18 protein-coding genes are annotated in these 25,514 nt (G+C 74.5%); 12 read left to right on the top strand and 6 right to left on the bottom strand.

Going from position 1 to position 25,514, the window contains the following annotated elements; translation table 11 throughout:
- Window positions 1–280 precede the first annotated feature (280 nt).
- The 3 genes from ACI795_RS11575 to ACI795_RS11565 all read right to left on the bottom strand — a co-directional run bounded on the left by ACI795_RS11575 (window position 281) and on the right by ACI795_RS11565 (window position 3,056).
- A complete protein-coding gene (locus tag ACI795_RS11575; protein ID WP_457075648.1) occupies window positions 281–841 on the bottom strand; it encodes a quercetin 2,3-dioxygenase in 561 nt (186 codons plus the stop codon).
- A 94-nt stretch (window positions 842–935) separates the two neighbouring features.
- The gene (locus ACI795_RS11570; protein ID WP_457075647.1) at window positions 936–2,159 is read right to left on the bottom strand and encodes a glycoside hydrolase family 1 protein; all 1,224 of its coding nucleotides are present in this window, start codon (window positions 2,157–2,159) and stop codon (window positions 936–938) included.
- 90 nt (window positions 2,160–2,249) lie between these two features.
- Entirely contained in the window at window positions 2,250–3,056 is an 807-nt protein-coding gene (locus ACI795_RS11565; RefSeq protein ID WP_457075646.1) for an IclR family transcriptional regulator, read from the bottom strand.
- A 180-nt stretch (window positions 3,057–3,236) separates the two neighbouring features.
- Between ACI795_RS11565 and ACI795_RS11560 the strand changes: the two genes are divergently transcribed.
- From ACI795_RS11560 to ACI795_RS11510, 11 genes are all read left to right on the top strand, one after another.
- On the top strand, window positions 3,237–4,826 hold the full coding sequence (locus ACI795_RS11560) for an ABC transporter substrate-binding protein (RefSeq protein ID WP_457075645.1): 1,590 nt from the start codon (window positions 3,237–3,239) through the stop codon (window positions 4,824–4,826).
- A 100-nt stretch (window positions 4,827–4,926) separates the two neighbouring features.
- Entirely contained in the window at window positions 4,927–5,868 is a 942-nt protein-coding gene (locus tag ACI795_RS11555) for an ABC transporter permease (RefSeq protein ID WP_457075644.1), read from the top strand.
- The gene (locus ACI795_RS11550) at window positions 5,865–7,871 is read left to right on the top strand and encodes a dipeptide/oligopeptide/nickel ABC transporter permease/ATP-binding protein (protein WP_457075643.1); all 2,007 of its coding nucleotides are present in this window, start codon (window positions 5,865–5,867) and stop codon (window positions 7,869–7,871) included. The genes ACI795_RS11555 and ACI795_RS11550 overlap by 4 nt, the downstream gene beginning before the upstream one ends.
- On the top strand, window positions 7,868–8,890 hold the full coding sequence (locus tag ACI795_RS11545; RefSeq protein WP_457075642.1) for an oligopeptide/dipeptide ABC transporter ATP-binding protein: 1,023 nt from the start codon (window positions 7,868–7,870) through the stop codon (window positions 8,888–8,890). Before ACI795_RS11550 ends, ACI795_RS11545 begins: the two co-directional genes overlap by 4 nt.
- A complete protein-coding gene (locus tag ACI795_RS11540) occupies window positions 8,887–11,610 on the top strand; it encodes a family 78 glycoside hydrolase catalytic domain (protein ID WP_457075641.1) in 2,724 nt (907 codons plus the stop codon). The genes ACI795_RS11545 and ACI795_RS11540 overlap by 4 nt, the downstream gene beginning before the upstream one ends.
- The gene (locus ACI795_RS11535; RefSeq protein WP_457075640.1) at window positions 11,607–14,243 is read left to right on the top strand and encodes a glycoside hydrolase family 78 protein; all 2,637 of its coding nucleotides are present in this window, start codon (window positions 11,607–11,609) and stop codon (window positions 14,241–14,243) included. Before ACI795_RS11540 ends, ACI795_RS11535 begins: the two co-directional genes overlap by 4 nt.
- On the top strand, window positions 14,240–15,745 hold the full coding sequence (locus ACI795_RS11530) for a family 43 glycosylhydrolase (RefSeq protein ID WP_457075639.1): 1,506 nt from the start codon (window positions 14,240–14,242) through the stop codon (window positions 15,743–15,745). Before ACI795_RS11535 ends, ACI795_RS11530 begins: the two co-directional genes overlap by 4 nt.
- Window positions 15,742–16,602, top strand: coding sequence for a nucleoside hydrolase (locus tag ACI795_RS11525; RefSeq protein WP_457075638.1), 861 nt, complete (start codon window positions 15,742–15,744; stop codon window positions 16,600–16,602). The genes ACI795_RS11530 and ACI795_RS11525 overlap by 4 nt, the downstream gene beginning before the upstream one ends.
- Before the next feature lie 239 nt (window positions 16,603–16,841).
- Complete coding sequence (locus tag ACI795_RS11520) at window positions 16,842–19,070, top strand: glycoside hydrolase family 3 C-terminal domain-containing protein (protein ID WP_457075637.1); 2,229 nt, start codon at window positions 16,842–16,844, stop codon at window positions 19,068–19,070.
- Window positions 19,067–19,858 carry an SGNH/GDSL hydrolase family protein gene (locus tag ACI795_RS11515; protein WP_457075636.1) on the top strand — a complete coding sequence of 264 codons (792 nt, stop codon included), beginning with the start codon at window positions 19,067–19,069 and terminating at the stop codon, window positions 19,856–19,858. Before ACI795_RS11520 ends, ACI795_RS11515 begins: the two co-directional genes overlap by 4 nt.
- 73 nt (window positions 19,859–19,931) lie before the next feature.
- Entirely contained in the window at window positions 19,932–20,948 is a 1,017-nt protein-coding gene (locus tag ACI795_RS11510; protein WP_457075635.1) for a zinc-dependent alcohol dehydrogenase family protein, read from the top strand.
- 37 nt (window positions 20,949–20,985) lie between these two features.
- Here ACI795_RS11510 and ACI795_RS11505 read toward each other — a convergent pair whose 3' ends face one another.
- The 3 genes from ACI795_RS11505 to ACI795_RS11495 form a co-directional block, all read right to left on the bottom strand.
- The gene (locus ACI795_RS11505; protein ID WP_457075634.1) at window positions 20,986–22,668 is read right to left on the bottom strand and encodes an MDR family MFS transporter; all 1,683 of its coding nucleotides are present in this window, start codon (window positions 22,666–22,668) and stop codon (window positions 20,986–20,988) included.
- Between the two features lie 94 nt (window positions 22,669–22,762).
- Window positions 22,763–23,362: an acyl-CoA-like ligand-binding transcription factor gene (locus ACI795_RS11500; protein ID WP_457075633.1), complete on the bottom strand. Its 600-nt coding sequence runs from the start codon at window positions 23,360–23,362 to the stop codon at window positions 22,763–22,765.
- A 93-nt stretch (window positions 23,363–23,455) separates the two neighbouring features.
- Window positions 23,456–24,775, bottom strand: coding sequence for a cytochrome P450 (locus ACI795_RS11495; protein WP_457075632.1), 1,320 nt, complete (start codon window positions 24,773–24,775; stop codon window positions 23,456–23,458).
- Window positions 24,776–24,909: 134 nt separating this feature from the next.
- Here ACI795_RS11495 and ACI795_RS11490 point away from each other — a divergent pair, with 134 nt between their 5' ends.
- Window positions 24,910–25,491, top strand: a complete 582-nt coding sequence (locus ACI795_RS11490; RefSeq protein ID WP_457075631.1) for a DUF1349 domain-containing protein — start codon at window positions 24,910–24,912, stop codon at window positions 25,489–25,491.
- Window positions 25,492–25,514 lie beyond the last annotated feature (23 nt).

Here is a 25,514-nt window from a genome sequence, read left to right as displayed (position 1 = left end):
GTCACCGGCTGGGTGTTCGGCGACCTGCTGGGCGGTGGGGTGGCGCCCTACCACCCGAACGAGGCCGGCATGGGCCCCGTCGCCCACCAGCAGGTCCCCCCCCTGTGGGGCCCCCCCGCGCCCGGAACCGCGGTTAGTCCCCGGGGGGGGGGGCGGGGGGGGGGGGGGGGGGGGGGGGGGGGGGGGGGGGGGGCCCCCCGCCCCCCCCCCCCCCCCCCCCCCCCCCCCCCCCCCCCCCCCCCCCCCCCCCCCGGAGCGGACGGCGGTGGGTGAGCGCAGGTCAGGCGGTGGGCTCAGGCCACTCGAAGTCGGGCATGAACTGCATGTTGTGCTGCTGCGCGGCGGCCTGCATGCGCGGGAAGTCCGGGATGAACGGCGGCTGGTCGGGGCTGGTGGAGTCGGTCGGAGCGCCCATGTGCTGGAAGAACCGCTCGAAGCCGCCGGAGAGGGTGCCCATCATCCGGGCGTGCTCGACGACCTGGTAGGCGTGCGCGAACCCGGCCGGCACGTAGCCGAAGTCGCCGGGGGTGAGCAGCTGGGACTGCTTGGCGCCCTCGCCGTCCTCGAAGAACAGCCGGACCTTGCCCTCGAGCACGTAGAAGGTCTCGTGGGTTCCGTTGTGCGAGTGGGTCGGGATGACGTCGCCGGCCGGCGAGTCCGCGGTGATGATGCCGAACTGACCCTGTGTCTCGTCACCGGACAGCAGCACGGTGAACACGTCGCCGAAGAGCTTGGCGTGCTCGCCCTCGCCCTTACGGAGGACGTAGGGCTGCGGCTTGCCGGGCAGCAGGCCCTGCCACTGCGGGCCCTTCGCGGGGTCGATCAGGTACTCGAAGCTCATGGGGTGCTCCCGGGTCGGTGTCGGCGTTGACGGTGCTGAGCCTCGGTGACCGGGGTCACCGGGCCCAGCGGGGTGCCATTGGACGGCAGGTGGATCAGGCGAGTCCGTTGCGCTTCGCGACCTGGCCCAGCCAGGCCAGGCTCGGCTTCGGCGTGCGCGCGAAGGTCTGCCGGTCGACGGCGACCAGCCCGAAGGTGGGCGCGAAGCCGAGCATCCACTCGAAGTTGTCCAGCAGGCTCCAGTGCACGTAGCCCCGGACGTCGGCGCCCGCGTCGATCGCCTCGGCCAGGCCGCGCAGCGCGTCGGTGGTGAAGGCGATCCGGTCTGCGTCGTCCGCGGTGGCGATGCCGTTCTCGGTGACCAGCAGCGGGGTCTCCGGCAGCACGGAGGCGGCGTGCCGGATCGCGGCGCCGAGGGCCTCCGGGCGGCGCTCCATGCCGTGGGCCAGCGTCTGCCGGTCGGCCGGCGGGGCGATCAGCCCGTCGGCCCCGAACCGCTGGGCGGTGTAGACCTGCAGCCCCAGGACGTCGTCACCGGCGGCGGCCCGCAGGAACTGGTCCATCATCGCCGCGCGCGCGGCCTGCAGGTGTTCCTGGCCACCGCCCTGGTCGATGTACTCGAGGCCGACCAGGGACATGCCGGACGGGGGAGCGCCGGCGCCCCGCAGCACCTGCGCGCTGCGGGCGTGCAGCCCGAGCAGCGCCTCGGCGACGCCCTGGTCGGGCACGGGCAGGCCGTGGATCGGCTCGCCCCGGCGCGCCATCGCGCCGATCACCGGCTGGACCGCCATCAGGTTCGGCTCGTTGAGCGTGAGCACGTACTCGGCGTGCTCGACCGCCGGCAGCGCCAGCTCGGTGAACCGGGCGATCCGGTCACCGGCCTTCGGCCCGGTCCAGCCGCCGTCGTGCATCATCCAGCGCGGCATCGTGAAGTGGACCAGGGTGACGATCGGGGTCAGCCCGCGGTCGCGGCAGCCGTCGACGATGCGCCGGTAGTGGTCCAGCGCGGCCCGGGAGACCTCGCCCTCCTCGGGCTCGATCCGGCTCCACTCCAGGCTGAACCGGTAGGTGTCCAGTCCCGCGCCGGCCACCAGGTCGAGGTCGGCCTCCCAGCGGTGCCAGGAGTCGCACGCGTCACCGCTGGGCTCGACGAAGGGGGAGTGCGGGGCGTGCTCCATCTCCCAGTGGTCGTTGTTGACGTTGCCGCCCTCGACCTGGTGCGCGGCGGTGGCGGTGCCCCACAGGAAGCCGTCCGGGAACTGGGTCATGCGGTGGGCCTCCAGCGTGTCCGGGAGGCCGTACCGCACGGGTACGGGCACGGCGCTCCTCGTTGATCGACGTCCTCCGAGCATGCGTGACGTCGCTCACCGTGAGCAGTGCCGCTGCCGGTCAATGGCAGAGGAGTGTGATCAGGCCGTATCCGGCGCTCGCCGGGCCCCGAGGCCGCGGGAGATCCCCCGTGCGGCCGTGCGCACCGCGGGGCCGAGCAGCCGGGGTTCGGCGTTCTCCGCCGGGACGACCACCGACAGCGCGGCGACCACCGCGCCCTGGGCATCGAGGACCGGCGCCGCCACCGACACGATCGGCCCGGGTGCGCCGCGGCGGAAGGTGGCGAGTCCGTCCCGGCGGATCTCGGCCAGCGTGCGCCGCAGCGCGGCGGAGGAGACCGGGACCTTCTCCGGCTGGTGCATCAGCGGCTGGGCGAGCACCTGCTCCTGGAACGAGGAGTCGGCGAAGGCCAGCAGCACCAGGCCGACCCCGGTCGAGTGCAGCGGCATCCGGCCGCCGGGCCGGTAGAGGGCGGCCACCGCGCCGTGCGAGGACAGGCGCTCGACCAGCAGCGCCTCTTCACCCTCCCGGACGGCGAGCAGCACGTGCTGCCGGGTGACCTCCTCCAGGTCGCCCATGAACGGCAGGGCGACCTGCCGCAGGCCGTGGCCGCGCGGGGTCAACGAGGCGACCTCCCAGAGCCGGAGGCCGATGGAGAATCGGCCGTCGGCGTCCCGCTCCAGCGCCCCCCACTCCAGCAGCCGGCCGGCCAGCCGCAGCGCCGAGCTCGGCGGGATTCCGGTGCGGCGGCTCAGTTCACTGAGGGTGAGCTGCACGTGACCGGCGTCGAAGGCCCCGAGCAGCGCGAGGGCCCGGTCGACCACGGGCTCGCCCTGCGGCGGGCGTCGGCCCCGCACCCGGGCCTGTGCTGGTCGTTCCTCGGTCACGCGCTGTTCTCCTGCTGGCAACGGGTGAGGCCCACACCACAGTTGTGTTCCATTGATCGGCATTGTGCCTGACGTCACCGAAGAGCCGCACGCATCGTTGCCGCCAACGCCGGACCCCCGGCGCGGCCGAGTCCCGGCCGACATGACCCCTCCGTAACGAAGCGAAGGAGCCAGACCGGAATGAAGCCGTTCAGGACTCGCGACCCCCTGGTGCCCCGCCGTCCCGCCCTGATGCGCACCGGGGTGGCCGTGCTGGCCGCCGGGACGCTCACCTCACTCGCCGCGTGCGGTGGTGGCAGCGGCGGCGGCACGAGCAGCCAGAGCCCCAGTGACACGCTGACCTTCGCCTACGACGCGGACGCCGCACCGACCGGCTACGACCCGCTCGAGTACTCGCAGGGGCAGTTCACCTTCTTCAGCACCCTCTACGATTCGCTGTTCGTCACCCAGCCCGACGGCACCGTGGCGCCGAGCCTGGTCACCGAGTTCAGCAACAACGAGGACGACACCCAGACGACGCTGACCCTCCGCGAGGGCGTGACCTTCGCCGACGGCTCGGAGCTGACCGCCGAGGTGGTCAAGGCCAACCTGGACCGGCGCAACGACCCCGACCTGGAGGCCTACGGGGCGCTCGCCACCGGCGGGGCCAGTGAGATCGTCGACGTGGCGGCGCCCGACCCGCAGACCGTCGTCATCACCTGGGCCCAGCCGCAGGCCAGCCCGGAGAACAACCTCACCGACACCGCAGGGGTCATCGTCGGGCCCGACGGCCTCGCCGATCCCGCCTCCCTGGAAACCACCCCGGACGGCTCCGGGGCCTACACCCTCAACGCGGGGGAGACGACACGGGCCAGCACCTACACGCTGGACAAGAACGAGTCGGCGTGGAACGCCGACGAGTGGGCCTACGACAGCGTCGTCTTCAACGTGATCACCGACCCGCAGGCGCTGGCCAACGCGGTCGTCTCCGGGCAGGCCGACATCGCCACGATCCTCGACCCGACCACCATCGACATGGTCGAGCAGCGCTCCAGCCTGGCCAAGGTCGGCGGCACGATCGTCGGCTTCCCGATCATCGACAAGACCGGTGCCAACAACCCGGCCTTCGCCGACGAGCGGGTCCGGCAGGCGATCAGCTACGCCATCGACCGCGAGTCGCTCGTCGAGCAGCTGCACCCGGGCGCCCAGGCGACGGCCCAGCTGTTCCCCGCCGAGGCGGAGGGCTACGACCCGGCGCTCAACGAGGAGTACGGCTACGACCCCGAGCGGGCCCGGGAGCTGCTCGCCGAGGCCGGGTACGCCGACGGCTTCGCCTTCGACATCACCGTGCTGGGGCAGCCGGACGAGGACCTGGTCGCGATCCAGCAGCAGTTGGCCGACATCGGCATCACGATGAACTTCGTGACCGCCACCTCGACCGACCAGGCGTTCGCCGCGGTCCGCACCGACCCGGTGATCTGGGGGCCGATGGCCATCGGGAACAACCCGGCCGGCTGGGTCGCCGGTGTCCTCTACGGCGGCTTCATGAACATGCAGGGTGCGCAGGAGCCGGAGATCCAGGAGGCGCTGGGCGCCGCCCTCGGCACGACCGGTGAGGCCAAGGAGCAGGCGCTGGCCGAGCTCAACCGGGCGATCACCGAGAACGGCTGGTACGTCCCGGTCTACGAGGACTACGCCTACACCGGCTACGACGCCGAGAAGGTGGCCGAGCCCTCCTACGCGGGGACGAACAACTACCTGGTCCTCTCCGAGGTCGAGCCGGCCACCTGAGCCACCCGGCGCAGACCGGTGGCCGCGGGACGTCCCGCGGCCACCGGCCACTGCCGCACCGTCCCCTCGCCCACGGACCCGTACGCCGAAGGACCCCGAGATGCTCCCTTTCCTCGCACGGCGGATGGCCATGGCCATCGGCACGGTGCTCGCCGCGGTGGTGATCAGCTTCCTGTTGGTGCACGCCACCGACACCTCCCCGGGCGCGGTCCGGCTGGGCACCAACGCGACCCCGGAGCGCATCGTTGCGGAGAACGAGGCACTGGGCTGGAACCGCCCCCTGCCCACCCAGTTCTTCGACTACCTAGGTGACCTGGTGCGCGGTGACCTGGGCACCTCGCTCATCGACGGCCGCTCGATCGCCGCGGACCTCGCCGACCGGGTGCCCGTGACGGCCTCGATCGCGCTGTTCGCCACGCTCCTCTCCGGTGTCCTCGGCATCGTCCTGGGGGTCACCGCGGCGGTCCGTGGCGGCCGGCTGGCCCGCCTGATCACCACCGGCAGCGGGGTGGCGCTGTCGCTGCCGGTCTTCTGGGTCGGCATCCTGCTGGTCTACGTGCTCGCGCTCCAGCTGGGCTGGCTGCCGGCCACCGGGTACGTCCCCTTCACCACTGACCCGGCCGGGTGGTTCACCAGCCTGCTCATCCCCGTGCTCACGCTGACCATCGGCGGGGCCGCGATCGTCGCGCGGACGGCGAACGCCGGCCTGCGGCAGGCGCTGGACCAGGAGCACGTCCGGACGCTGCGCGCGATGGGCACGCCGGAGTGGCGGATCCGCTACGTGCACGCGCTGCGCTTCGCCAGCCTCCCCGTGGTCTCGGTGCTCGGCATCCAGTTCATCGCGCTGTTCGGTGGCTCGGTGATCATCGAGAACCTCTTCGCGCTGCCCGGGCTGGGGCAGGCCGGCCAGGCGGCCGCGGCCTCCAGCGACTTCCCGGCCCTGGTCGGGGTCGTGGTGGTGGCCACCGTCGTCGTCGTGATCATCAACCTGCTGCTCGACCTGTTCGTGGCGGCACTGGACCCGAAGGTGCGTGCATCGTGAGCGTGCTCCCGCTGGACGCGGCCGACGAGGTCACCGCGCAGCCCGGCCCGCCGGCCCGCCGACGGGTGCCCGCCGTGCTCCGCCGGCCCGGTGGGCTGCTGGCCGCCGGCTGGCTGCTCTTCATCGTGGTGGCGTCGCTGACCGCACCGTGGTGGCGGCCCTACGGTGTCGCCGAGCAGGACCTCGCCAACCGGCTGGCGCTGCCGTCGGCCGAGCACTGGCTGGGCACCGACCCGCTCGGCCGGGACCTGCTCAGCCGGATCTTCACCGCCGGTACCGAGCCGCTGCTCTCCTCCGCGGTGACCGTGCTGGTCGCCTTCGGGGTCGGCCTGCCGCTGGCGCTGATCGCCGCCGAGCGCGGGCCACGCGTGGAGCGGGTCATCAGCCGGGTGACCGAGGTGTTCCTGGCGCTGCCCTCGACGATCCTGCTGCTGGCCGTCATCGGGGTGATCGGGGTCCGAACGTTCATCATCATGGCCGTCCTGGGCGTGCTGATCTCCGCCGCGGTCTACCGGGTGCTGCTCGGCGTGGCCCAGTCGGTCCGCACCCGGCTCTACGTCGACGCCGCCCGGGTCAACGGCCTCGGCTCACTGCGGGTGAACGTGGTGCACGTGCTGCCGTCGATGGCCACCGTCATCGCCGTCCAGGCCGCCCAGCTCTACGGCATCGGCCTGCTCATCGTCGCGGGCCTGGCCTTCCTCGGCTTCGGGCCGGCCGAGCCGGACCCCAGCTGGGGCTTCATGATCCAGGACGCGTCGTCCTACGTGTTCAACGCGCCGTGGCTCATGGTGCCCACCGGGCTGGTCCTCGCGCTCACCGTGATCGCCGCGAACGAGCTGGCCGACGCGATCGCCGGCAAGGCCGCGGGGGAGGCCGCACCGGTCCGCCGGCGGCGCCGGTCGCCGGCGCGGACCGCCCCGCTCGACGGCCCGGCGGAGCTCGTCCCGGCCGACCCGGCCGCCGCCCTGGAGGTCCGGGACCTCACCATCGCCGTCGACGACGGCGCGGACCTGGTCACCGGGGTCTCGTTCGCGTTGCGGCCGGGCCGCGTGCTCGGGCTGGTCGGGGAGTCCGGGTGCGGCAAGACGATGACCGCGCGGTCCCTCCTGGGCCTGCTGCCCGACGGGGTGTCGGTGCGCGGCGGGGCGATCCACTGGCGGGGCCGGGACCTGGTCGGGCTGTCGGAGAAGGAGCTGAGCACCGTCCGCGGGCGGGAGGTCGCGATGATCTCCCAGGAGCCGATGGTGGCGCTGGACCCGATGTTCTCCATCGCCTACCAGCTCACCCAGCCGATCCGCCGGTTCCGTGGCGTCGGCCGGGGCGAGGCCCGGCGGATCGCCGCGGAGCTGCTGCGCAACGTGGGCATCGTCGACGCCGAGCGGGTGCTGAAGAGCTACCCGCACCAGCTGTCCGGCGGGATGGCCCAGCGCGTCTGCATCGCCCTGGCGCTGACCGGGGAGCCGGAGCTGCTGGTCGCCGACGAGCCGACGACCGCGCTGGACGTGACCGTGCAGGCGGAGATCCTCACCCTGCTGCGGGCACTGGTCCGGGACACCGGGCTGTCGGTGGTGATCGTCAGCCACGACCTCGGGGTCGTCGCCGACATCTGCGACGACGTGGCCGTGATGTACGCCGGCACGGTGGTCGAGTCCGGCACCGCAGCCGCGGTCCTCGACGCGCCGACGCACCCGTACACCCAGGCGCTGCTGGCGGCCAACCCGCACGTGCCCGACGGCGTCGCGGTGCCGGTGCGGCTGGCGTCGATCCCCGGGACGGTGCCGCCGCCCGGCTCGTGGCCGACGGGCTGCCGGTTCGCCACCCGCTGCCAGTTCGCCCAGGACCAGTGCCGGTCACCGTTCCCGGCCCGGCCCGCCCACGACACCGGGTCGGTGCTCTGCGTCCGGGCCGACGAGCTCGCCGGCGCCCACCTCAGCTGGGACGCCGACCCCGTCGGCGCGGCGCAGGCCCCCGCCACCACCCCGACCGCAGGAGCGTCCCGATGACCGCGCTGGCCGACCCCACCCGCGAGGTCCACCCGGCGGAGCAGGCACCCGCGCTCCGGGTCCGCGACCTGGTGGTCCGCTACGGCTCGGGCCGCCGGGCGCGCAGCACCCCGCCGGCGGTGGACGGCGTCAGCTTCGACATCGCACCCGGGGAGACGCTCGGCCTGGTCGGGGAGTCCGGGTCGGGCAAGTCCACGATCGGCAAGGCGGTCCTGGGCCTGCAACGGCCGACCGCCGGCACGGTGGAGGTGGCCGGGCAGGACGTCACCGCGATGTCGCTCAAGCAGCGCAGCCGCCAGGTGGCCGACCTGCGGGTGGTCTTCCAGGACCCGTACTCCTCGCTGAACCCCGCCCGCACCATCGGCCAGACCTTGGTGGAGCCGCTGCGGCTGATGGGCGTGACCGGCGCCGAGGCGCTGGGCCGGGCGCGGTCCGGGCTGGAGTCCGTGGGTCTCCCCGGGGACGCCATCGACCGCCGCCCGGCGCAGTTCTCCGGCGGTCAGCGGCAGCGCATCGCCATCGCGCGGGCGCTGGTCTGCGACCCGAAGGTGGTCGTGCTGGACGAGCCGGTGTCCGCCCTCGACCTCTCCACCCAGGCGCAGGTGCTCAACCTGCTGGCCGACCTGCGGGACCAGCGCGGCCTGTCCTTCCTCTTCATCGCCCACGACCTGGGCGTGGTGCGCTTCCTGTCCCAGCGCACCGTCGTCCTCTACCGCGGCCAGGTCATGGAGACCGGACCGGCCGAGTCGGTCGCCCAGCGGCCCCGGCACCCCTACACCCTGGCGCTGACCGCGGCGGCCCCGGTGCCGCGCCCTGCCGAGCAGGCCGCGCGCCGCGCGGCCCGGGAGGCCGCCGGCTTCGGCACCGCGGGCGCCGCCTCGCCGTCGGCCACCGGCTGCCCCTTCGTGCCGCGCTGCCCGTTCTCCACCGACGTCTGCGTGGAGCAGCGGCCACCGCTCCGCTCGCTCGACGGCTCGCTCACCGCCTGCCATCACGCCGAGCGGGTCCCGGGACCGTGACGGAGGACCCCCCCCACCACTCGCAGGCCCGTGTCGGGCCCGTGCACCGGGGCCGGCAGGGCTCACCAGCAGCGGAGGACGCGCCGCACCATCTGCGGGTCGAGCACCTCGACGAGCCACTCGGCATCCGGAGCACCACGCCCCGGCTGTCCTGGCAGCTGCCGGCCGACGCCCGGGAGCAGCTGGCCGCCCGCATCACCACCGACACCGGCTGGGACACCGGCTGGGTGGAGAGCGACCGGAGCCTCCTGGTGCCCTACGCCGGCCCACCGCTGGCGTCGTCCCAGCGGGTGCAGTGGCGGGTGGCCGTCCGCACCGACCTGGGCGAGAGCGCCGTGTCGGGGCCGTCGTGGTTCGAGACGGGCCTGCTGTGGGCGGAGGACTGGCAGGCGTGGTGGGTGGAGCCCGGGCGGCTGCCGGTCGGACCGCCCGGGGAGCGGCCGGCCGCGCTGCTCCGGTACGAGTTCGACCTCGACCGGCCGGTCGTCGCCGCGCGGCTGCACGCCACGGCCCAGGGGCTGTACGAGGCCTTCCTCAACGGCGCGCGTGCCGGGACCGCGGAGCTGACGCCCGGCTTCACCCAGTACGACGTGCGGCTCCAGGTGCAGACCATCGACGTGACCGCCGCCGTCCGGCCCGGCCGCAACGCGCTGGCCGTGGTGCTCGCCGACGGCTGGTTCCGCGGCCAGATCGGCATCCTCCGCGCCGCCGACCAGTGGGGCGACCGGCTCGCGCTGCTCGCCCAGCTGCACCTGGTGCACGACGACGGCAGCGTCACGGTCATCGGCACCGGACCGGGCTGGCGCAGCGCCGAGGGCCACGTGGTGGCCGCCGACCTGATCGCGGGCGAGCGGGTCGACCTGCGGCGGCTGCCGCGGGGCTGGGACGCCCCTGGGTTCGACGACGCCGGCTGGTCGCCGGTGGGCGTCGTCCAGCACGGCTACGCCGGCCTCGTCGACTCACCGGCGCCGCCGGTGCGCCGGGTCGAGGAGCTCACCCCCGTGTCGGTCACCCGGCTGGCGAGCGGGGCGCACGTCGTCGACCTGGGCCAGAACGTCAACGGCTGGGTGCGGCTGACCGACCTGGGGCCGGCGAACACCACCCTCACGCTGACCCACGGCGAGGCGCTCGGCCCGGACGGCGACGTCACCACCGACCACCTCCGCCCGGCCGTGCCGTTCCTGCCCGAGCCGCTGCCGGCCGGCCAGGTCGACCAGGTTGTGTCGGCCGGCGTGCCGGGTGAGGTGTTCGAGCCGCGGCGGACGACGCACGGCTTCCGGTACGTGCGGATCGAGGGCCACCCCGGTGACCTGACCACCGAGGACGTCCGCGGCGTGGTCGTGCACACCGACTTGCGCCGCACCGGCTGGTTCTCCTGCAGCGACGAGCGGATCACCCGCCTCCACGAGGCGGCCGTGTGGAGCCTGCGGGGCAACGCCTGCGACATCCCCACCGACTGCCCGCACCGCGAGCGCGCCGGCTGGACCGGCGACTGGCAGCTCTTCGTGCCGACCGCCGCGTTCCTCTACGACGTGGCCGGCTTCTCTACCAAGTGGCTGCGCGACGTCGCCGCCGACCAGTGGCCCGACGGCACGATCGCCAACATCAGCCCCTCGTCCCGCAGCGAGGGGCGGGCGGGCCCGGTCGCCGCGATGAACGGCTCCGCCGGCTGGGGCGACGCCGCGGTCGTCGTCCCCTGGGAGCTGTACCGCGCCTACGGCGACGAGCAGGTGCTCGCGGAGCTCTGGCCGACGATGGTCGGCTGGCTGGACCGCGTGGAGCGAATGGCCCGGGACCAGCGACACCCGGCTCGGGCCGCCCGCCGGCCCGAGCCCGCCCCGCACGAGCGGTTCCTGTGGGACACCGGCTTCCACTGGGGCGAGTGGCTGGTGCCCGGGGAGGAGATCGACGACTTCGGCGCCTTCGCCGCAGCCGACAAGGGCCAGGTGGCCACGGCGTACTACGCGCACAGCGCCACACTGATGAGCCGGATCGCCAGGGTCCTGGGCCGGAGCGACGACGCCTTCCGGTACGCAGGCCTGGCCGCGGAGGTGCGCGCCGCCTGGCAGGCGGAGTACCTGGACGACGAGGGACGGCTGGTGCCGGACAGCCAGGCCGACCACGTGCGCGCGCTCGCCTTCGACCTGGTCCCCGCGGAGCTGCGGCCCGCGGTGGCCGAGCGGCTGGTCGAGCTGGTCCGCAAGGCGGACACCCACCTGGGCACCGGCTTCTTGTCCACCCCCTTCCTGCTGCCGGTGCTCGCCGACGCCGGGCACCTCGACGTCGCCTACGAACTGCTGTTCTCCGACACCGAGCCGTCCTGGTTGACCATGATCGACCGCGGCGCGACCACGGTGTGGGAGCGGTGGGACGGCGTGGACGCCGACGGCGTGCCGCACGAGTCGCTCAACCACTACAGCAAGGGCGCGGTCGTCTCCTTCCTGCACCGGTACACCGCCGGCATCGAGCCGCTGGAGCCTGCGTACCGGCGGTTCCGCGTCCAGCCCCGGCCCGGCGGGGGGATCACCGCGGCCGAGGCGGCGCACGAGTCGCCGTACGGCCGGATCGAGTCCGCGTGGGCGATCACGGACGGCGTCTTCTCCCTGCGCGTCGCCGTCCCCGCCGGCACCGAAGCAACGGTCGTCCTGCCGAACGGCACCACGTCATCCGCCGGACCCGGCGAGCACACGTTCACGACCACCCTGGAGCAGCCCGCATGAGCGACCTCACCGTCCTCCCCGTCACCGTCGAGCACCACCGCGAGCCGTTCGGCATCGGCGAGCCCGCGCCGCGGCTGTCCTGGGTCGCCCGCACCGAGCTGCCCGGCTGGCGTCAGGCGGCCTACGAGCTGGAGATCGAGCCGGCGGACGGCCCGACCTGGCGCTCCGGCCGGGTCGACTCCGCCGAGTCAGTGCTCGTGCGTTGGGGCGCGCCGGAGCTGACCAGCCGGGAGCGACGCTCGGTCCGCGTGCGGGTCTGGGGGGAGGGCGTGGACGAGCCGTCGGCATGGAGCGAGGACACCGTCGTCGAAGCCGGGCTCCTCGCGCCGGCCGACTGGACCGCCACGCTGGTCCACCCGGTGCTCCCGGCCGGGGCCGGCGACGAGCCCGCCGCGCTGCTGCGCCGGGAGTTCACCCTCGACCGGCCGGTCGCCCGGGCCCGGCTGTACGCCACCGCGCAGGGGGTCTACGAGGCCGAGCTGAACGGGACGGCCGTCGGCGACCACGTGCTCGCGCCCGGCTGGACCAGCTACCACCACCGGCTGCGCTACCAGACCCACGACGTGACGGCGCTGCTCACCGAGGGCGCCAACGCGCTCGGTGTGCACCTCGCGCAGGGCTGGTTCGCCGGCCCGCTGGGCTTCACCGGCAAGCGGGCCTTCTACGGCGACCGGACCGGCGCCTTCGTGCAGCTGGAGGTGGAGCACCCCGACGGCGGCCGCACCGTGCTGACCACCGACGGCTCCTGGCGGTCGGCGCCCAGCCCGCTCACCCGGGCCGGGCTCTACGCCGGCGAGACGTTCGATGCCCGTCGGGAGCTCCCCGGCTGGTCGCGGCCGGCCTTCGACGACCGCGGCTGGGCACCGGTGGAGACGGGCTCCCTCGACGTCGCCACCCTCGTCGCCCCGACCGGCCCGCCGGTGCGCCGCACAGAGGTCGTGCCCGTGCGGGAGATCAGCACCTCGCCGTCGGGGAGGACGCTGATCGACTTCGGCCAGAACCTGGTCGGCCGGCTGCGCCTCTCGCTGCCGGACGCCCCGGCCGGGACCGAGGTCACGGTGCGGCACGCGGAGGTCCTCGAGCACGGCGAGCTGGGCACCCGCCCGCTCCGCGCTGCCGACGCCACCGACGTCGTCGTGCTCGACGGGCAGGGCCCGCGCACCTGGGAGCCGCGGTTCACCTTCCACGGCTTCCGGTACGCCGAGGTGAGCGGCTGGCCGGGGGAGCTGACGCCGGCCGACCTCGAGGCCGTCGTGGTGCACACCGACCTGCGCCGGACCGGCACCTTCGCCTGCTCCGACCCGGACGTCAGCCGGTTGCACGAGAACGTCGTGTGGGGGATGCGCGGCAACTTCCTCGACGTCCCCACCGACTGCCCGCAGCGCGACGAGCGTCTGGGCTGGACCGGCGACCTGCAGGTCTTCGCCCCGACCGCCTCCTTCCTCTACGACACCGCCGGCATGCTGCGCTCCTGGCTGGCCGACCTCGCGGTCGAGCAGCTGGTCGACCACGACGGCATCGTCCCGATGTACGTGCCGTTCCTCCCGCTGCTGCCCTTCCCGCAGCAGGCGGAGGTGGGCTGGGGCGACGCCGCCGTCGTCGTCCCCTGGGTGCTCTACCAGCGCACCGGGGACGCCGGACTGCTCGCCGACCAGTGGCCGTCCATGACCGCCTGGATCGACGCCTTCGCTGCACGGGCCGGCGCCGAGCTGGACTTCCCCGAGGGCGGGTTCTCCTTCGGCGACTGGCTGGACACCGCGGCCCCGCCGGACAACCCCGCCGCGGCGCGGACCCCCTGGCAGTGCGTCGCCACCGCCTACCTCGCCCGGTCGGCCCGCACGGTCGCCCAGGCCGCCGAGGTGCTGGGCCGGGACGGCGCCCGGTTCGCCGACCTCGCCGAGCGGGCGGCCGAGCGGTTCCGCGCCGAGTACGTCTCCCCGAGCGGCCGGGTGGCCTACCCGTCGCAGACGGCCTACGCCCTCGCCCTGGAGTTCGACCTGCTCACCGCCGACCAGCGGGCGCACGCCGGCCGGCTGCTGGCCGAGCAGGTGTTCAAGGACGGGTTCCACATCGCCAGCGGGTTCCTCGGCACGCCGCTGGTGACCGACGCGCTGACCAACGCCGGCGAACTGGCCACGGCCTACGAGCTGCTGTTGCAGCGGGAGAACCCGTCGTGGCTGTACCCGGTGACCATGGGGGCGACGACGATCTGGGAGCGCTGGGACTCGATGCTCCCCGACGGGTCGATCAACCCCGGCGACATGACGTCGTTCAACCACTACGCCCTCGGTGCGGTGGCCGACTGGCTGCACCGCACCGTCGCCGGCCTGGCCCCGGCCGAGCCCGGCTACCGCCGGCTGCGGGTGGCCCCGCGGCCGGGTCCCGGCCTCACCTCCGCCGCGGCGACCCACGAGACGCCGTACGGGACGGCGGCGGTCTCGTGGACCCTGGACGGCGCGGAGCTGGCGCTGGAGCTGACCGTGCCGCCGGGCACGACCGCCGAGGTGTCGCTGCCCGACGGCAGCGCGCCGGTCGAGGTGGCCTCGGGCCGGCACTCGTTCACCCGCGCGGTCACCGTGCCGCCGCCGGTGGAGAAGCCCGCGCTCTTCTTCGACCCGGAGGCGCACCAGTGACGCCGGCGCCCGTGACCCCGGCACCCGTCGTCCCCGGCTTTCACCCCGACCCGAGCATCTGCCGGGTGGGCGACACGTACTGGATGGTCGTCTCCAGCTTCGAGTACGCCCCGGGCGTGCCGCTGTTCCGCTCGACCGACCTGGTCTCCTGGGAGCAGGTCGGGCACGTGCTGTCCCGGCCGGACCAGCTGGACGTCTCGGCGGCGCCCGGGTCCGGCGGCATCACCGCGCCGACGCTGCGCCACCACGACGGCCGGTTCTGGATGATCACCACGAACCTCGCCGACGGCGGCTGGCAGACCCTGGTCACCGCTGAGGACCCGCTGGGCGAGTGGTCGGCGCCGGTGCGGCTGACCGAGGTGCGCGGCATCGACCCCGACCTGGCCTGGGCCGACGACGGCACGCTGCTGGTCAGCTACGCGGGCTTCGGCGCGGGCGGCCCGGCCGGGCTGGTCCAGCAGGCGGTCGACCCGGTCACCGGCGCCGCGCTCACCGAGCGGCGGCTGCTGTGGCAGGGCACCGGCGGCCGGTTCCCGGAGGGCCCGCACCTGTACCGGGTCGGGGACCTCTGGTACCTGCTGATCGCCGAGGGCGGCACCGAGCGCGGGCACGCGGTGACCATCGCGCGTGGGCCGTCGCCGTCCGGGCCGTGGGAGGCGTGCCCGCACAACCCGCTGCTCACCCACCGGGGCGTCGAGCACCCGGTGCAGAACACCGGACACGCCGACCTGGTGCAGCGGCCCGACGGCAGCTGGGCGATCGTCTTCCACGGCGTCCGGCCGCGCGGCGCCAGCCCGCAGTTCCACGTGCTCGGCCGGGAGACCTACGCGGCCGACGTGGAGTGGGTCGACGGCTGGCCGACGCTGGGGGAGTGGCTGACGCCGCCCGCCGGCCCGGTCGAGGTCGAGGAGCTGGCCGGCGCCGAACTGCCGGTCTCCTGGGTGTCGCCGCGCCGCTTCCCCGGCGAGGTGCTCACCCGGGGCGAGGGCGGCTGGCGGCTGTCCGCCGGGGACGCCGACCTGGCGTCGGAGGACGTCGCCTTCGCCGGCCGGCGGCAGGAGCACCTGTACTGCCGCGTCCGTGCGGTCGTGACGGCGGACGGGGACGGCGTCGGCGGGCTGTCGGTGCGGATGGACGCCCGCCACCACCTCGACCTCCAGGTCGCCGGGGACGTGGTGCGGGCGGTGGTCCAGGTCGGTGCGCTCCGGCAGCTGCTGGGCGAGGTCGCCGTCCCGGCCGGGGACGTCGTGCTGGAGATCCGGGCCGTCCCGTCCGAGGGCCACTTCTCCTCCACGGCGCTGGGCCCGGACCAGCTGGTGGCCGGGATCCTGGACGCCGAGGGCGGGTTCACCGAGCTCGGCCGGATCGACGGCCGCTACGTCTCCACCGAGGTGGCCGGCGGGATGACCGGCCGGATGATCGGCGTCTGGTGCTCTTCCGCTCCGGTCGTCGTCCGCTCCTTCAGCTACGCCGGCAGCGACGAGCCGGCAGAGCTGCCATGACCGGTTCCCTGCGCATCGCCGAACGCTGCCGGGTCGTGGTCGACAACGACTGGAACGGTGACCCCGACGGCCTGGTCGCCCTGGCCCACCACCTGCTCAGCTCCGCCAACCGGGTGGTGGCGGTGACCAGCACGCACCTGAGCCCGATGTTCGGCCCGCCCGAGGGCACGGCCGCGGCCGGTGCCCGGCTCGCTCAGGAGCTGGTCGCGCTGGTGGGCACCCAGCGGCCGGTGGTGGCCGCCGGGTGCGACGTGCCGATGGGCGGCGGCGACACCTCCTCGGCGGCCGCGGACGTCATCGTCGCGGAGGCACGGCGCGAGGACCCGCTGCCGCTCTTCGTGGTCTGCGGGGGGCCGCTGACCAACGCGGCCCAGGCGCTGCGGCAGGCGCCGGACATCGCCGCCGGGCTGACCCTGGTCTGGGTCGGCGGCGGGCTGGACGCCGACGCGTACGAGTACAACCGGGACACCGACGCCGAGGCCGCCCGCGAGGTGCTCGGCCGCACCGAGCTCTCGGTCTGGCAGTTCCCGCTGGAGACCTACCGGCGCTGCACGTACTCGGTGGCGGAGCTGGAGCAGGACGTGGGCGGCGCCGGGCGGCTGGGTGCCTGGCTGTGGCGGAAGTACCTGGAGCTGCCGATCCCCGACTTCATCGAGCTCGGTGAGCTGTGGCCGCTCGGCGACAGCCCGCCGGTGCTGGTCACCGCCCTCGACGACGTGGCCTGCCCGTGGACGGAGTCCCCGGCCGGGCCGGGCGGCGCAGCCCGCCGGGTCTGCACCGACGTCGACTTCCGCCTGCTGGTCGCCGACCTCCTGGCCCGGCTCCGCCTGCACGAGCGCCGGACCCGGGTGGCCTGAGCCCGACTCGGAGCGTGGCATGCCTGCCTTCGATGACGCGTAGGCGGTGAAGTCCGCGCCCTCGCCGCGGACCGCGGTGGGGCTGCCGGTCAGCACGATCGAGCCGCCGCCGACGATCAGCATCCCCCGAACGGCGTGCTCGGACCGCAACGGGACCGCGCCGCACGGACGGAACGGCCGCGCTCCCGGTGAATGGCATCCGCGGCGACGCGGGGACCAGCCCGCGGCAGGATCGGGGAGTGACTGCCACCACCCCGTCCGACCCGACCGCGCTGCCGCTGGAGCAGAAGGCCCGGCTCCTCTCCGGCCAGGACTTCTGGTCCACCCCGCCGGTCGAGGCGGCCGGCCTGCCGTCGGTGGTGCTCACCGACGGCCCGCACGGCGTGCGCCGGCAGCAGGGCGACTTCGACCGGGCCGGTCTGCTGCAGAGCCTGCCCGCCACCTGCTTCCCGCCGGCGGTCGCCGTCGGGTCGAGCTGGGACCCCGACGTCGCCGAGCGGGTCGGTGCGGCGGTCGGTCGGGAGGCCCGTGCGCTCGGCGTGCCGGTAGTCCTCGGGCCGGGAGTGAACATCAAGCGGTCGCCGCTGTGCGGACGCAACTTCGAGTACTACTCCGAGGACCCGCTGCTGGCCGGGGTGCTCGGCGCCGCGCACGTCCGCGGCCAGCAGGGCGAGGGCGTGGGTGCCTCGGTCAAGCACTTCGCGGCCAACAACCAGGAGACGCAGCGCATGCAGGTCAGCGCCGACGTCGACGAGCGCACGCTGCGGGAGATCTACCTGCCGGCCTTCGAGCGGGTCGTCACCGAGGCGCAGCCGGCCACCGTCATGTGCGCCTACAACAAGGTGAACGGGGTCTACGCCTCCCAGCACCACTGGCTGCTCACCGAGGTGTTGCGCGAGGAGTGGGGCTTCGCCGGCGCCGTCGTCTCCGACTGGGGTGCGGTCGACGACCGGGTCGCCGCCCTGGAGGCCGGCCTGGACCTGCAGATGCCCGGTGACCACGGGGCCGGCAACGCCCTGGTGGTGGACGCCGTGCGCAGCGGCCGGCTGGACGAGGCCGTCGTAGACCGCAGCGTCCGCCGGGTGGCCGCGCTGGCCGGGTACGTCGGCGAGCCGACCGACGGCTTCGACGCCGACGCCCACCACGCGCTGGCCCGCGAGCTCGCGGCCGGCTGCGCGGTCCTGCTCAAGAACGACGGCGGTGCGCTGCCGCTGGCGTCCGGGCAGCGGCTCGCCGTGGTCGGCGAGTTCGCCCGCACGCCGCGCTTCCAGGGCGGCGGCAGCTCGCACGTCAACGCCACCCGGGTCGACGACGCGCTCACCGCGCTGCAGGCGACCCGCCCGGTCGTGTTCGCCCCCGGCTTCACCCTCGACGGCTCGGGGGACGCCGCCGAGTTGCGGGAGGAGGCCGTCGGCCTGGCCCGGGACGCCGACGTCGCCGTGGTGTTCGCCGGGCTGGCCGAGAGCGACGAGTCCGAGGGCTTCGACCGCACGCACATCGACCTGCCCGCCGCCCAGGTGGAGCTGATCCGCGCCGTCGCTGCGGTCAGCCCGCGGACGGTCGTCGTCCTCTCCTCGGGGGGCGTGGTCTCCCTGGAGGGCTGGCACGACGACGTCGACGCCGTGCTCGCCGGCTTCCTGCTCGGCCAGGCCGGCGGCAGCGCGCTGGCCGACCTGCTCACCGGCGCCGTCGACCCCTCGGGCCGGCTGGCCGAGACCATCCCGCTGCGGCTGGCGGACACCCCCAGCCATCTCAACTTCCCGGGGGAACAGGGCCACGTCCGGTACGGCGAGGGCGTGATGGTCGGCTACCGGCACTTCGTGACCGTCGACCGCCCGGTGCGGTACCCGTTCGGGCACGGGCTGAGCTACACGACGGTCGAGACCAGTGACCTACAGGTCACGACCACCGGGGCCGACAGCGCGGAGGCCGCCGTCACGGTCACCAACACCGGGAGCCGTGCCGGCCGGCACGTCGTCCAGGTGTACGTGGCGACCACCGCCGGGCCGGTCCGCCGGCCCGCCCGCGAGCTGCGCGCCTTCCGGAAGGTGGCGCTGGCGCCAGGGCAGTCGGAGACGGTGACCTTCGCGCTGGACCGTCGGGCGTTCGCCTACTGGGACGTCCGGGAGCACGCCTGGATCGTGGCACCGGGGGAGCACACCGTGCAGATCGGCCGCAGCGCCACCGACATCGTGGCCGAGGCGACCGTGACCCTGGCCGGCGACGAGATCGTCCCGGAGCTCACCCTGCAGTCCTCGGTCGCCGAGTGGTTCGAGCACCCGGTCGCCGGCCCGCAGCTGCTCGAAGGGTTCCTGGCGACGATGCCCGAGGGCGCCGCGGAGACGCACGCGGGGATGCTGCAGATGATCGGGTCCATGCCGATGCGCCGGTTCGTCGCGGACTTCGGCGCCGCCATCCCCGGCGAGGAGCTCGAGCGGCTCATGGCGGCGGCCCGGGCCGCCCGGTGACCAGCTACGTCGCCCTGGGCAGCTCCTTCGCCGCCGGCCCGGGCATCGAGCCGATCCTGGATCCCGGGTGCGCCCGGTCGGGCCGCAACTACGCGCACCTGGTCGCCGAGCGCCTCGGCCACGACCTGGTCGACGTCACCTCGGGCGGAGCGACGATCGACGACGTCCTCACCCGGCCGCAGGCGTTGCTGGCCGGCGGTACCGTCCCGCCGCAGATCGACGCGGTCGGTGCGGACGCCGACCTGGTGACCGTGACCGTCGGCGGCAACGACGTCGAGTACCTGCTCACCCTGCTGCGCTGCTCGTTCCAGGCCGACCCGGAGGGCACGCCGCTGCCCGCCCGGGCGTTCTTCGGCACCCCGATCGACCCCACTGCGGTGCACGCGGCGCTGGCGGTCCTGTCGGACCGGCTGGCCCAGCTGGTCGGCGAGGTCCGCCGGCGGGCGCCCCGGGCGAGGGTGGTGCTGGTCGACTACCTCACCGTGGTGCCGGAGCAGTCCACGCCTGCCTTCCCGATGAGCGAGGAGCACCGCCGGCTCTGCGCCGACGTCGGCCGGCGGCTCGAGGCGGCCACCGCGGCGGCCGCCCGCGACACCGGGGCGCAGCTGGTGGCGGCCTCGGCCGTCTCCCGGGACCACGCCGTCGGCTCAGCTGAGCCGTGGGTCACCGGCTGGGTGTTCGGCGACCTGCTGGGCGGTGGGGTGGCGCCCTACCACCCGAACGAGGCCGGCATGCGCGCCGTCGCCGACCTGCTGGTCGCCCAGCTGTCGGCCGACCGGGCGCGCTGACCGGCGGTTCGTCCCGGCGGGGGTGGGCAAGGAGGACGGGTCCGACCCGAATCCCCGAGAGGAACACCACCCCATGCGCGGAGCAGTCCTGCACGCCCCCGGCGACGTCCGCGTCGAGCAGCTCGACGACCCGCGGGTCGTCGAGCCCACCGACGCCGTGGTCCGGGCCTCCGCCACCTGCGTGTGCGGCTCGGACCTGTGGCCCTACCGAGGCATCAACGAGGTGACCGAGCCGTCCCCGATCGGCCACGAGTACTGCGGGATCGTCGAGGAGGTCGGCAGCGACGTCACGACGGTCCGGCCGGGCCAGTTCGTCATCGTGCCGTTCATCGCCTCCGACGGCACCTGCGCGCACTGCCGGGCCGGCTACCAGAGCGCCTGCGCGCACCGGGTGGGCATCACCGGCGCCCAGGCCGAACTGCTGCGGGTGCCGCACGCCGACGGCACCCTCGTCGCCACGCCCGAGGTCCCCGCCCCCGAGTTGCTGCCCAGCCTGCTCACCCTGTCCGACGTCATGGCCACCGGCTGGTTCGCCGCCGTCGCCGCCGGGGTGCAGCCGGGGATGACCGTCGCAGTGGTGGGCGACGGCGCCGTCGGCCTGCTCGGCGTGCTGTCGGCCGCTCAGCTGGGGGCCGAGCGGATCATCGCCATGAGCCGGCACGAACCGCGGCAGCGGCTGGCCACCGGGTTCGGCGCGACCGACATCGTGACCGAGCGCGGGGACGAGGGCGTCGCGCGGATCCGGGACCTCACGGACGGGGTCGGCGCGGACGCCGTCCTCGAGTGCGTGGGCACCGGGGAGTCGATGGACCAGGCCATCCGCTCCACCCGCCCCGGTGGCGGCGTCGGGTTCGTCGGCGTCCCGCACGGCGTGGAGATCACCGGGCGACAGCTGTTCTCCACGATGGTGCGGCTGCACGGCGGGCCGGCCCCGGTGCGCCGCTTCCTGCCCGACCTGATCGACCGCGTCTGGTCCGGGGCCATCGACCCCGGCCGGGTGTTCGACCTGACCCTGCCGCTGGACCAGGCCGCCGAGGGCTACCGCGCCATGGACGAGCGCCGGGCGGTCAAGGCGCTGCTGACGCCGTGACGGGGCGGCGCCCGGGAAGGGTCCCGGGCGCCGCCCGCTATGCGCGGACGTTCGCGTCGTCGTCCCGCTCGTCGCCGACCGGCTCGACCAGGACGGGCTCCTCGACGCCCGGGTCTGCGCGCAGCGCCGCGAGGTCTGCCTCGGACGCCACCGCCTCGCCGCGGGCGACCATCCCGGCGACGTCGGACAGTGGCACCTCGCGCAGCGCCAGGGCCAGCAGCAGCGCGACGACCAGGATCGGCACCAGGTACCAGAACACCGGCGCCAGGGCGTTCGCGTAGGCGTCGACGATCGCAGTCCGCAGTGGCTCGCCGGCGGCCTCGACCGCCGTGGGCACCAGGGTGTCCGGTGAGGTGATCCCCGCCTGCACCGCCTGCTCGGGGTTGCCGGTCAGGGCCTCGCCGAGCCGGTCGGCCAGCCGGCTGGTGAACAGCGTGCCGAAGACGGCGACGCCCAGCACCGCACCCACCTCGCGGAAGTAGTTGTTCGTCGAGGTGGCGGTGCCGATCTGCGCGGCCGGGACGGCGTTCTGCGCGGCGAGGACGACGTTCTGCATGATCAGCCCGAGGCCGGCGCCGAGCAGGAAGAACATCGCGCCGACGGTCCACAGCGCGGTGTCCCCGGCCAGCGTGGTCATCCAGACCATCGCCGCCAGGATCAGCGCGACCCCGGCGACGGTGAACACCTTGTAGCGCCCGGTGCGCATGATGACCGCGGCCGAGCTCTGGATGGTCAGGATGATCCCGGCGGTCATCGGCAGCATCAGCAGCCCCGAGTTCGCCGCCGACAGGCCCGAGCTCATCTGCAGGTAGGTGGGCATGAAGGCGATCGCGGAGAACATGCCCAGGCCCACGGCCATGCCCAGCGCGGTGGCCACCACGAAGGTGGGGTTGCCGAACAGCGACAACGGGACGATCGGCTCGACCGCCCGCCGCTCCACCAGCACGAACGCCCCGATCGAGCAGGCGAGCACGGCCAGCAGCGCCAGCACCTGCCAGGAGGCCCAGCCCTCGCTGCCGCCGATGTCGGTGGCCAGCACCAGCGACGTGGTGGCGACCGACAGGGTGAGGATGCCGGCCAGGTCCAGCGGCGTGGTGCTCCGCTTGCGCGGCAGGGTGAGGGCGGCCCAGCCGACGGCGAAGGCGGCCAGCCCGATCGGGACGTTGACCCAGAAGCACCAGCGCCAGCCCAGTGCCGCCGAGTCGGTGAAGAACCCGCCGACCAGCGGCCCGGCGACGGCGGAGAGCCCGAACAGCGCCCCGATCGGGCCCATGTACTTCGCCCGCTCCCGGGCCGGGACGATGTCGGCGATGATCGCCTGCGACAGGATCATCAGCCCGCCGCCGCCGAGGCCCTGCACGCCGCGCCAGATGACCAGCCAGGTGAAGTCCGGTGACAGCGCGGCGCCCAGGCTCGCGGCGGTGAACAGCCCGATGGCCACCAGGAACAGCGTGCGCCGGCCGAACAGGTCGCCGAACTTGCCGTAGACCGGCATGACCAGGGTGGTCGCCAGCAGGTAGGCGGTCGTCATCCAGGCCATGTGCGAGACGCCGCCGAGCTCACCGACGATCGTGGGCATCGCGGTCGACACGATGGTCTGGTCCAGGGCGGCCATCAGCATCCCCGCCAGCAGCGCGCCGAAGATGGTGTTGACCCGTCGCCGGGTGAGCACGATCGGCGGGGGTCCGCTCGGCTGGGCGTCGGTCGGTGCGGCGTGCACGGGTGCTCCTCGGTCGTTCGTCGGTGCCGCGGGCGCGCGGCACCGCGGGAGCGGACGGCGCCGGCCGCTCGGGTGGTGGAGTGGGGGGCGCGGGTCAGCGGGGCGGTGCCGGCAGCCCCGCGGTGAGCAGCTCCCAGGCCTCGTCGACGAGTGCGGGGAGCGAGGCGGTGAAGTCACTGGCCAGCCAACGGTGCAGCGAGGCCCGCATGACCGCGGCCTGCACCGCGGCCAGCAGCGTGGGGAGGACGTCGACGTCGACCGTGGTGCCGGTCCGCTCGGCGATGGCCTGGGCCAGCACCCGCTCGGACTCGGCGAAGGCAGCGGTGAGCCGGAGGGCCAGGGACGGGTTGCCGTCGACGACCTGGAGCCGCAGGGGCCACACCTGCGGTTCGGCGGCCATCTCCGTGGCCTCGGCGGCGAGCACGGCGCGCAGGGCCTGCACCGGGGACTCGCCGGTGGGACGGGCGGCCAGGGCGGTGGCGAGCCGCTGCGGGTGCAGGGGATCCAGCCCGATGACCGCGTCGTCCTTGGTCGGGAAGTAGTTGAAGAAGGTGCGCGGGGAGACGCCTGCGCGCTCGGCGATCTCGTCGACCGACACCCGGTCGAGCCCCCGCTCGGCGACCAGGCGCAGCGCCGCCTCGTGCAGCGCCGCCCGGGTGGCCAGCTTCTTCCGTTCCCGCAGGGTCGCCGTCACAGGGGCAGCGTGGCACACATCTTGCAGACAGTGCAAACATGCAGTCACTGCACATCCGGCTGTGTCGTCACCGCACCCGGACGTGCGCCGGTGTCAGAAGGTGACCGGGAGCTCCTCGACGCCGTGCACGAAGGAGAGCCGGCGCCAGCGGAGCTCGTCCTCCGGCACGGCGAGCGCCAGGTCGGGGAAGCGCCGGAACAGCGCCGGGAAGACCTTCCGCAGCTCCATCCGGGCCAGCTCGGCCCCGACGCACCGGTGGACCCCGTGCCCGAACGCCAGGTGGCTGCCGGTGACCGACCGCGCCGGGTCGAACCGGTCGGGGTCGCTGCCGGCCCAGGCCGGGTCGCGGTCGGCCCCGCTGAGCGAGACGGCGACGGCGTCGCCCTGGCGGACCGGGCAGCCGGCCACCTCCAGGTCCCGCTTGGCGAACCGCGGGAAGGCCACCTGGACCACCGACAGGTAGCGCAGCAGCTCCTCCACCAGCCGGTCGACGTCGGCGGGTGACCCGTCGCGGACGAGCGCAGCGTGGGCGGGGTCCCGCAGCAGCACCAGCGTGCCCAGGGAGATGGAGCTGGCGGTGGTCTCGTAGCCGCCGGTGACGATCCCGTCGACCAGCCCGGCGAGGTCGTCGTCGGAGAGGGCGTCGCCCTCCGCCTGGAGGATCCGGCCGATCAGGCCCGGTCCCGGCGCGCTGCGCTGCCGGGCCACGACGTCGAGGAGGATCTCCTTCTGCTCCGACACCGCGCCGAGCGCCACGGCCACGCCCCCCGTGGCGTCGAACCGCTGGGCGCCCAGCCGGAGGAAGGCCTCGTGGTCGGCGTCGTCGAGCCCGAGCAGCCCGCAGATCACGTCCATCGGCACCCGCCAGGACACCAGCTCGGCCAGGTCCGCGGGTGAGCCGGCGGCCGCCAGCTCGTCGAGCCGGGAGGCCACGATCGCGTCGATCTCGGGCTCCAGCCGAGCCAGCCGCTGCCGGGTGAACTCCGGAGCCACCAGCTTGCGCAGCCGGGTGTGCAGCGGCGGGTCGCTGAAGCCCAGGCCACCGACGTCCGCGGTCGACCCGGGGCCCTCGTCGGAGAACAGGTGCCGGATGTCGTTGCTGTAGGAGTCCCGGTCGGCCAGCACCGTGCGGGCCTGCTCGTACCCGGTCACGAGGTGGACGGCGAACCCCAGGGGCAGGTCGAGCCGCTCCACCGGGCACCGGGCACGCAGCTCGGCGAGCTCGGGCACCGGGTCGGTGCCCTGCCGCAGCAGGGGCAGCTGCGCGGCCTCCGGGAGGAACGTCAGCTCGGCGAGGTCGATGCCCTTCGTCCGGATCCGCCGGGCCACCAGGCGGCCCAGCCACGACTGGACCAGTGCCCGTGGACCACGGCGACGCCGGGGCCGGTCTGCGGACTCGTCGATCGTGCGCATGCTCCCTCGTCCAACTCGACCGTGCCCGTCCGGGCGCCCCCCGGGAGGGGAGGTCGTACCCGACCATCCCACGCCCGCGAGCGCAGGTGGTCGACGGCCCGCCCGGGTGCGGGTCGACGTGGTCCACTGACCCGGTGACCACCACACAGTCCTGGTCGGCCGGCAGCTGGAGCACCGCGCCGGCGGCCGTGACCACCGACGGCCCGGACCTGCTGGTGACCGCCGTCGAGGGCAGCGACGCCTGGCGGCACACCGCCTACGGCTTCGTGCACGACGACGCCCACGCCCTGCTCGCCCCGCTGGACGACCCGGGCGCGGTGGAGGTGACCGTCGACGTCGACTACGACCAGCAGTTCGACCAGGCCGGCCTGGTGCTCCGTGCCGACGCCGAGACCTGGCTGAAGACCGGCGTGGAGTTCTCCGACGGGGCGCCGCAGCTGGGTGCCGTGGTCACCCTGGGCCGCTCCGACTGGTCGGTGGCGCCGGTGCCGGAGTGGGCCGGCCGCCGGGTGACCGTGCGCGCCAGCCGGGACGGCGACGCGGTGACCGTCCGCGCCCGGGTCGACGACGAGCCGTTCCGGCTGGTCCGGGTGGCCGCCTTCCCGTCGGGCGTGCCGGTGACCGCGGGCCCCTACTGCTGCGCGCCGACCCGTGCGGGGCTGGTCGTCCGGTTCCGTCGCTGGGCCACCGGCCCGGCAGACGCCGGGCTGCACTGACTGCGACGCCGGTCGGGCCGCGG

The sequence above is a fragment of the Modestobacter sp. SYSU DS0290 genome (assembly GCF_054050955.1).
The sequence above is the reverse complement of the archived record's forward strand: the minus strand, read 5'-3'. Positions and strand labels throughout refer to the sequence as shown.

Bases quoted from the DNA above. Each gene is read 5' to 3' on its own strand.
- ACI795_RS11575 (WP_457075648.1), bottom strand. From the start codon at position 841: ATGAGCTTCGAGTACCTGATCGACCCCGCGAAGGGCCCGCAGTGGCAG.
- ACI795_RS11560 (WP_457075645.1), top strand. From the start codon at position 3,237: ATGAAGCCGTTCAGGACTCGCGACCCCCTGGTGCCCCGCCGTCCCGCC.
- ACI795_RS11555 (WP_457075644.1), top strand. From the start codon at position 4,927: ATGCTCCCTTTCCTCGCACGGCGGATGGCCATGGCCATCGGCACGGTG.
- ACI795_RS11545 (WP_457075642.1), top strand. From the start codon at position 7,868: ATGACCGCGCTGGCCGACCCCACCCGCGAGGTCCACCCGGCGGAGCAG.
- ACI795_RS11535 (WP_457075640.1), top strand. From the start codon at position 11,607: ATGAGCGACCTCACCGTCCTCCCCGTCACCGTCGAGCACCACCGCGAG.
- ACI795_RS11525 (WP_457075638.1), top strand. From the start codon at position 15,742: ATGACCGGTTCCCTGCGCATCGCCGAACGCTGCCGGGTCGTGGTCGAC.
- ACI795_RS11510 (WP_457075635.1), top strand. From the start codon at position 19,932: ATGCGCGGAGCAGTCCTGCACGCCCCCGGCGACGTCCGCGTCGAGCAG.
- ACI795_RS11495 (WP_457075632.1), bottom strand. From the start codon at position 24,775: ATGCGCACGATCGACGAGTCCGCAGACCGGCCCCGGCGTCGCCGTGGT.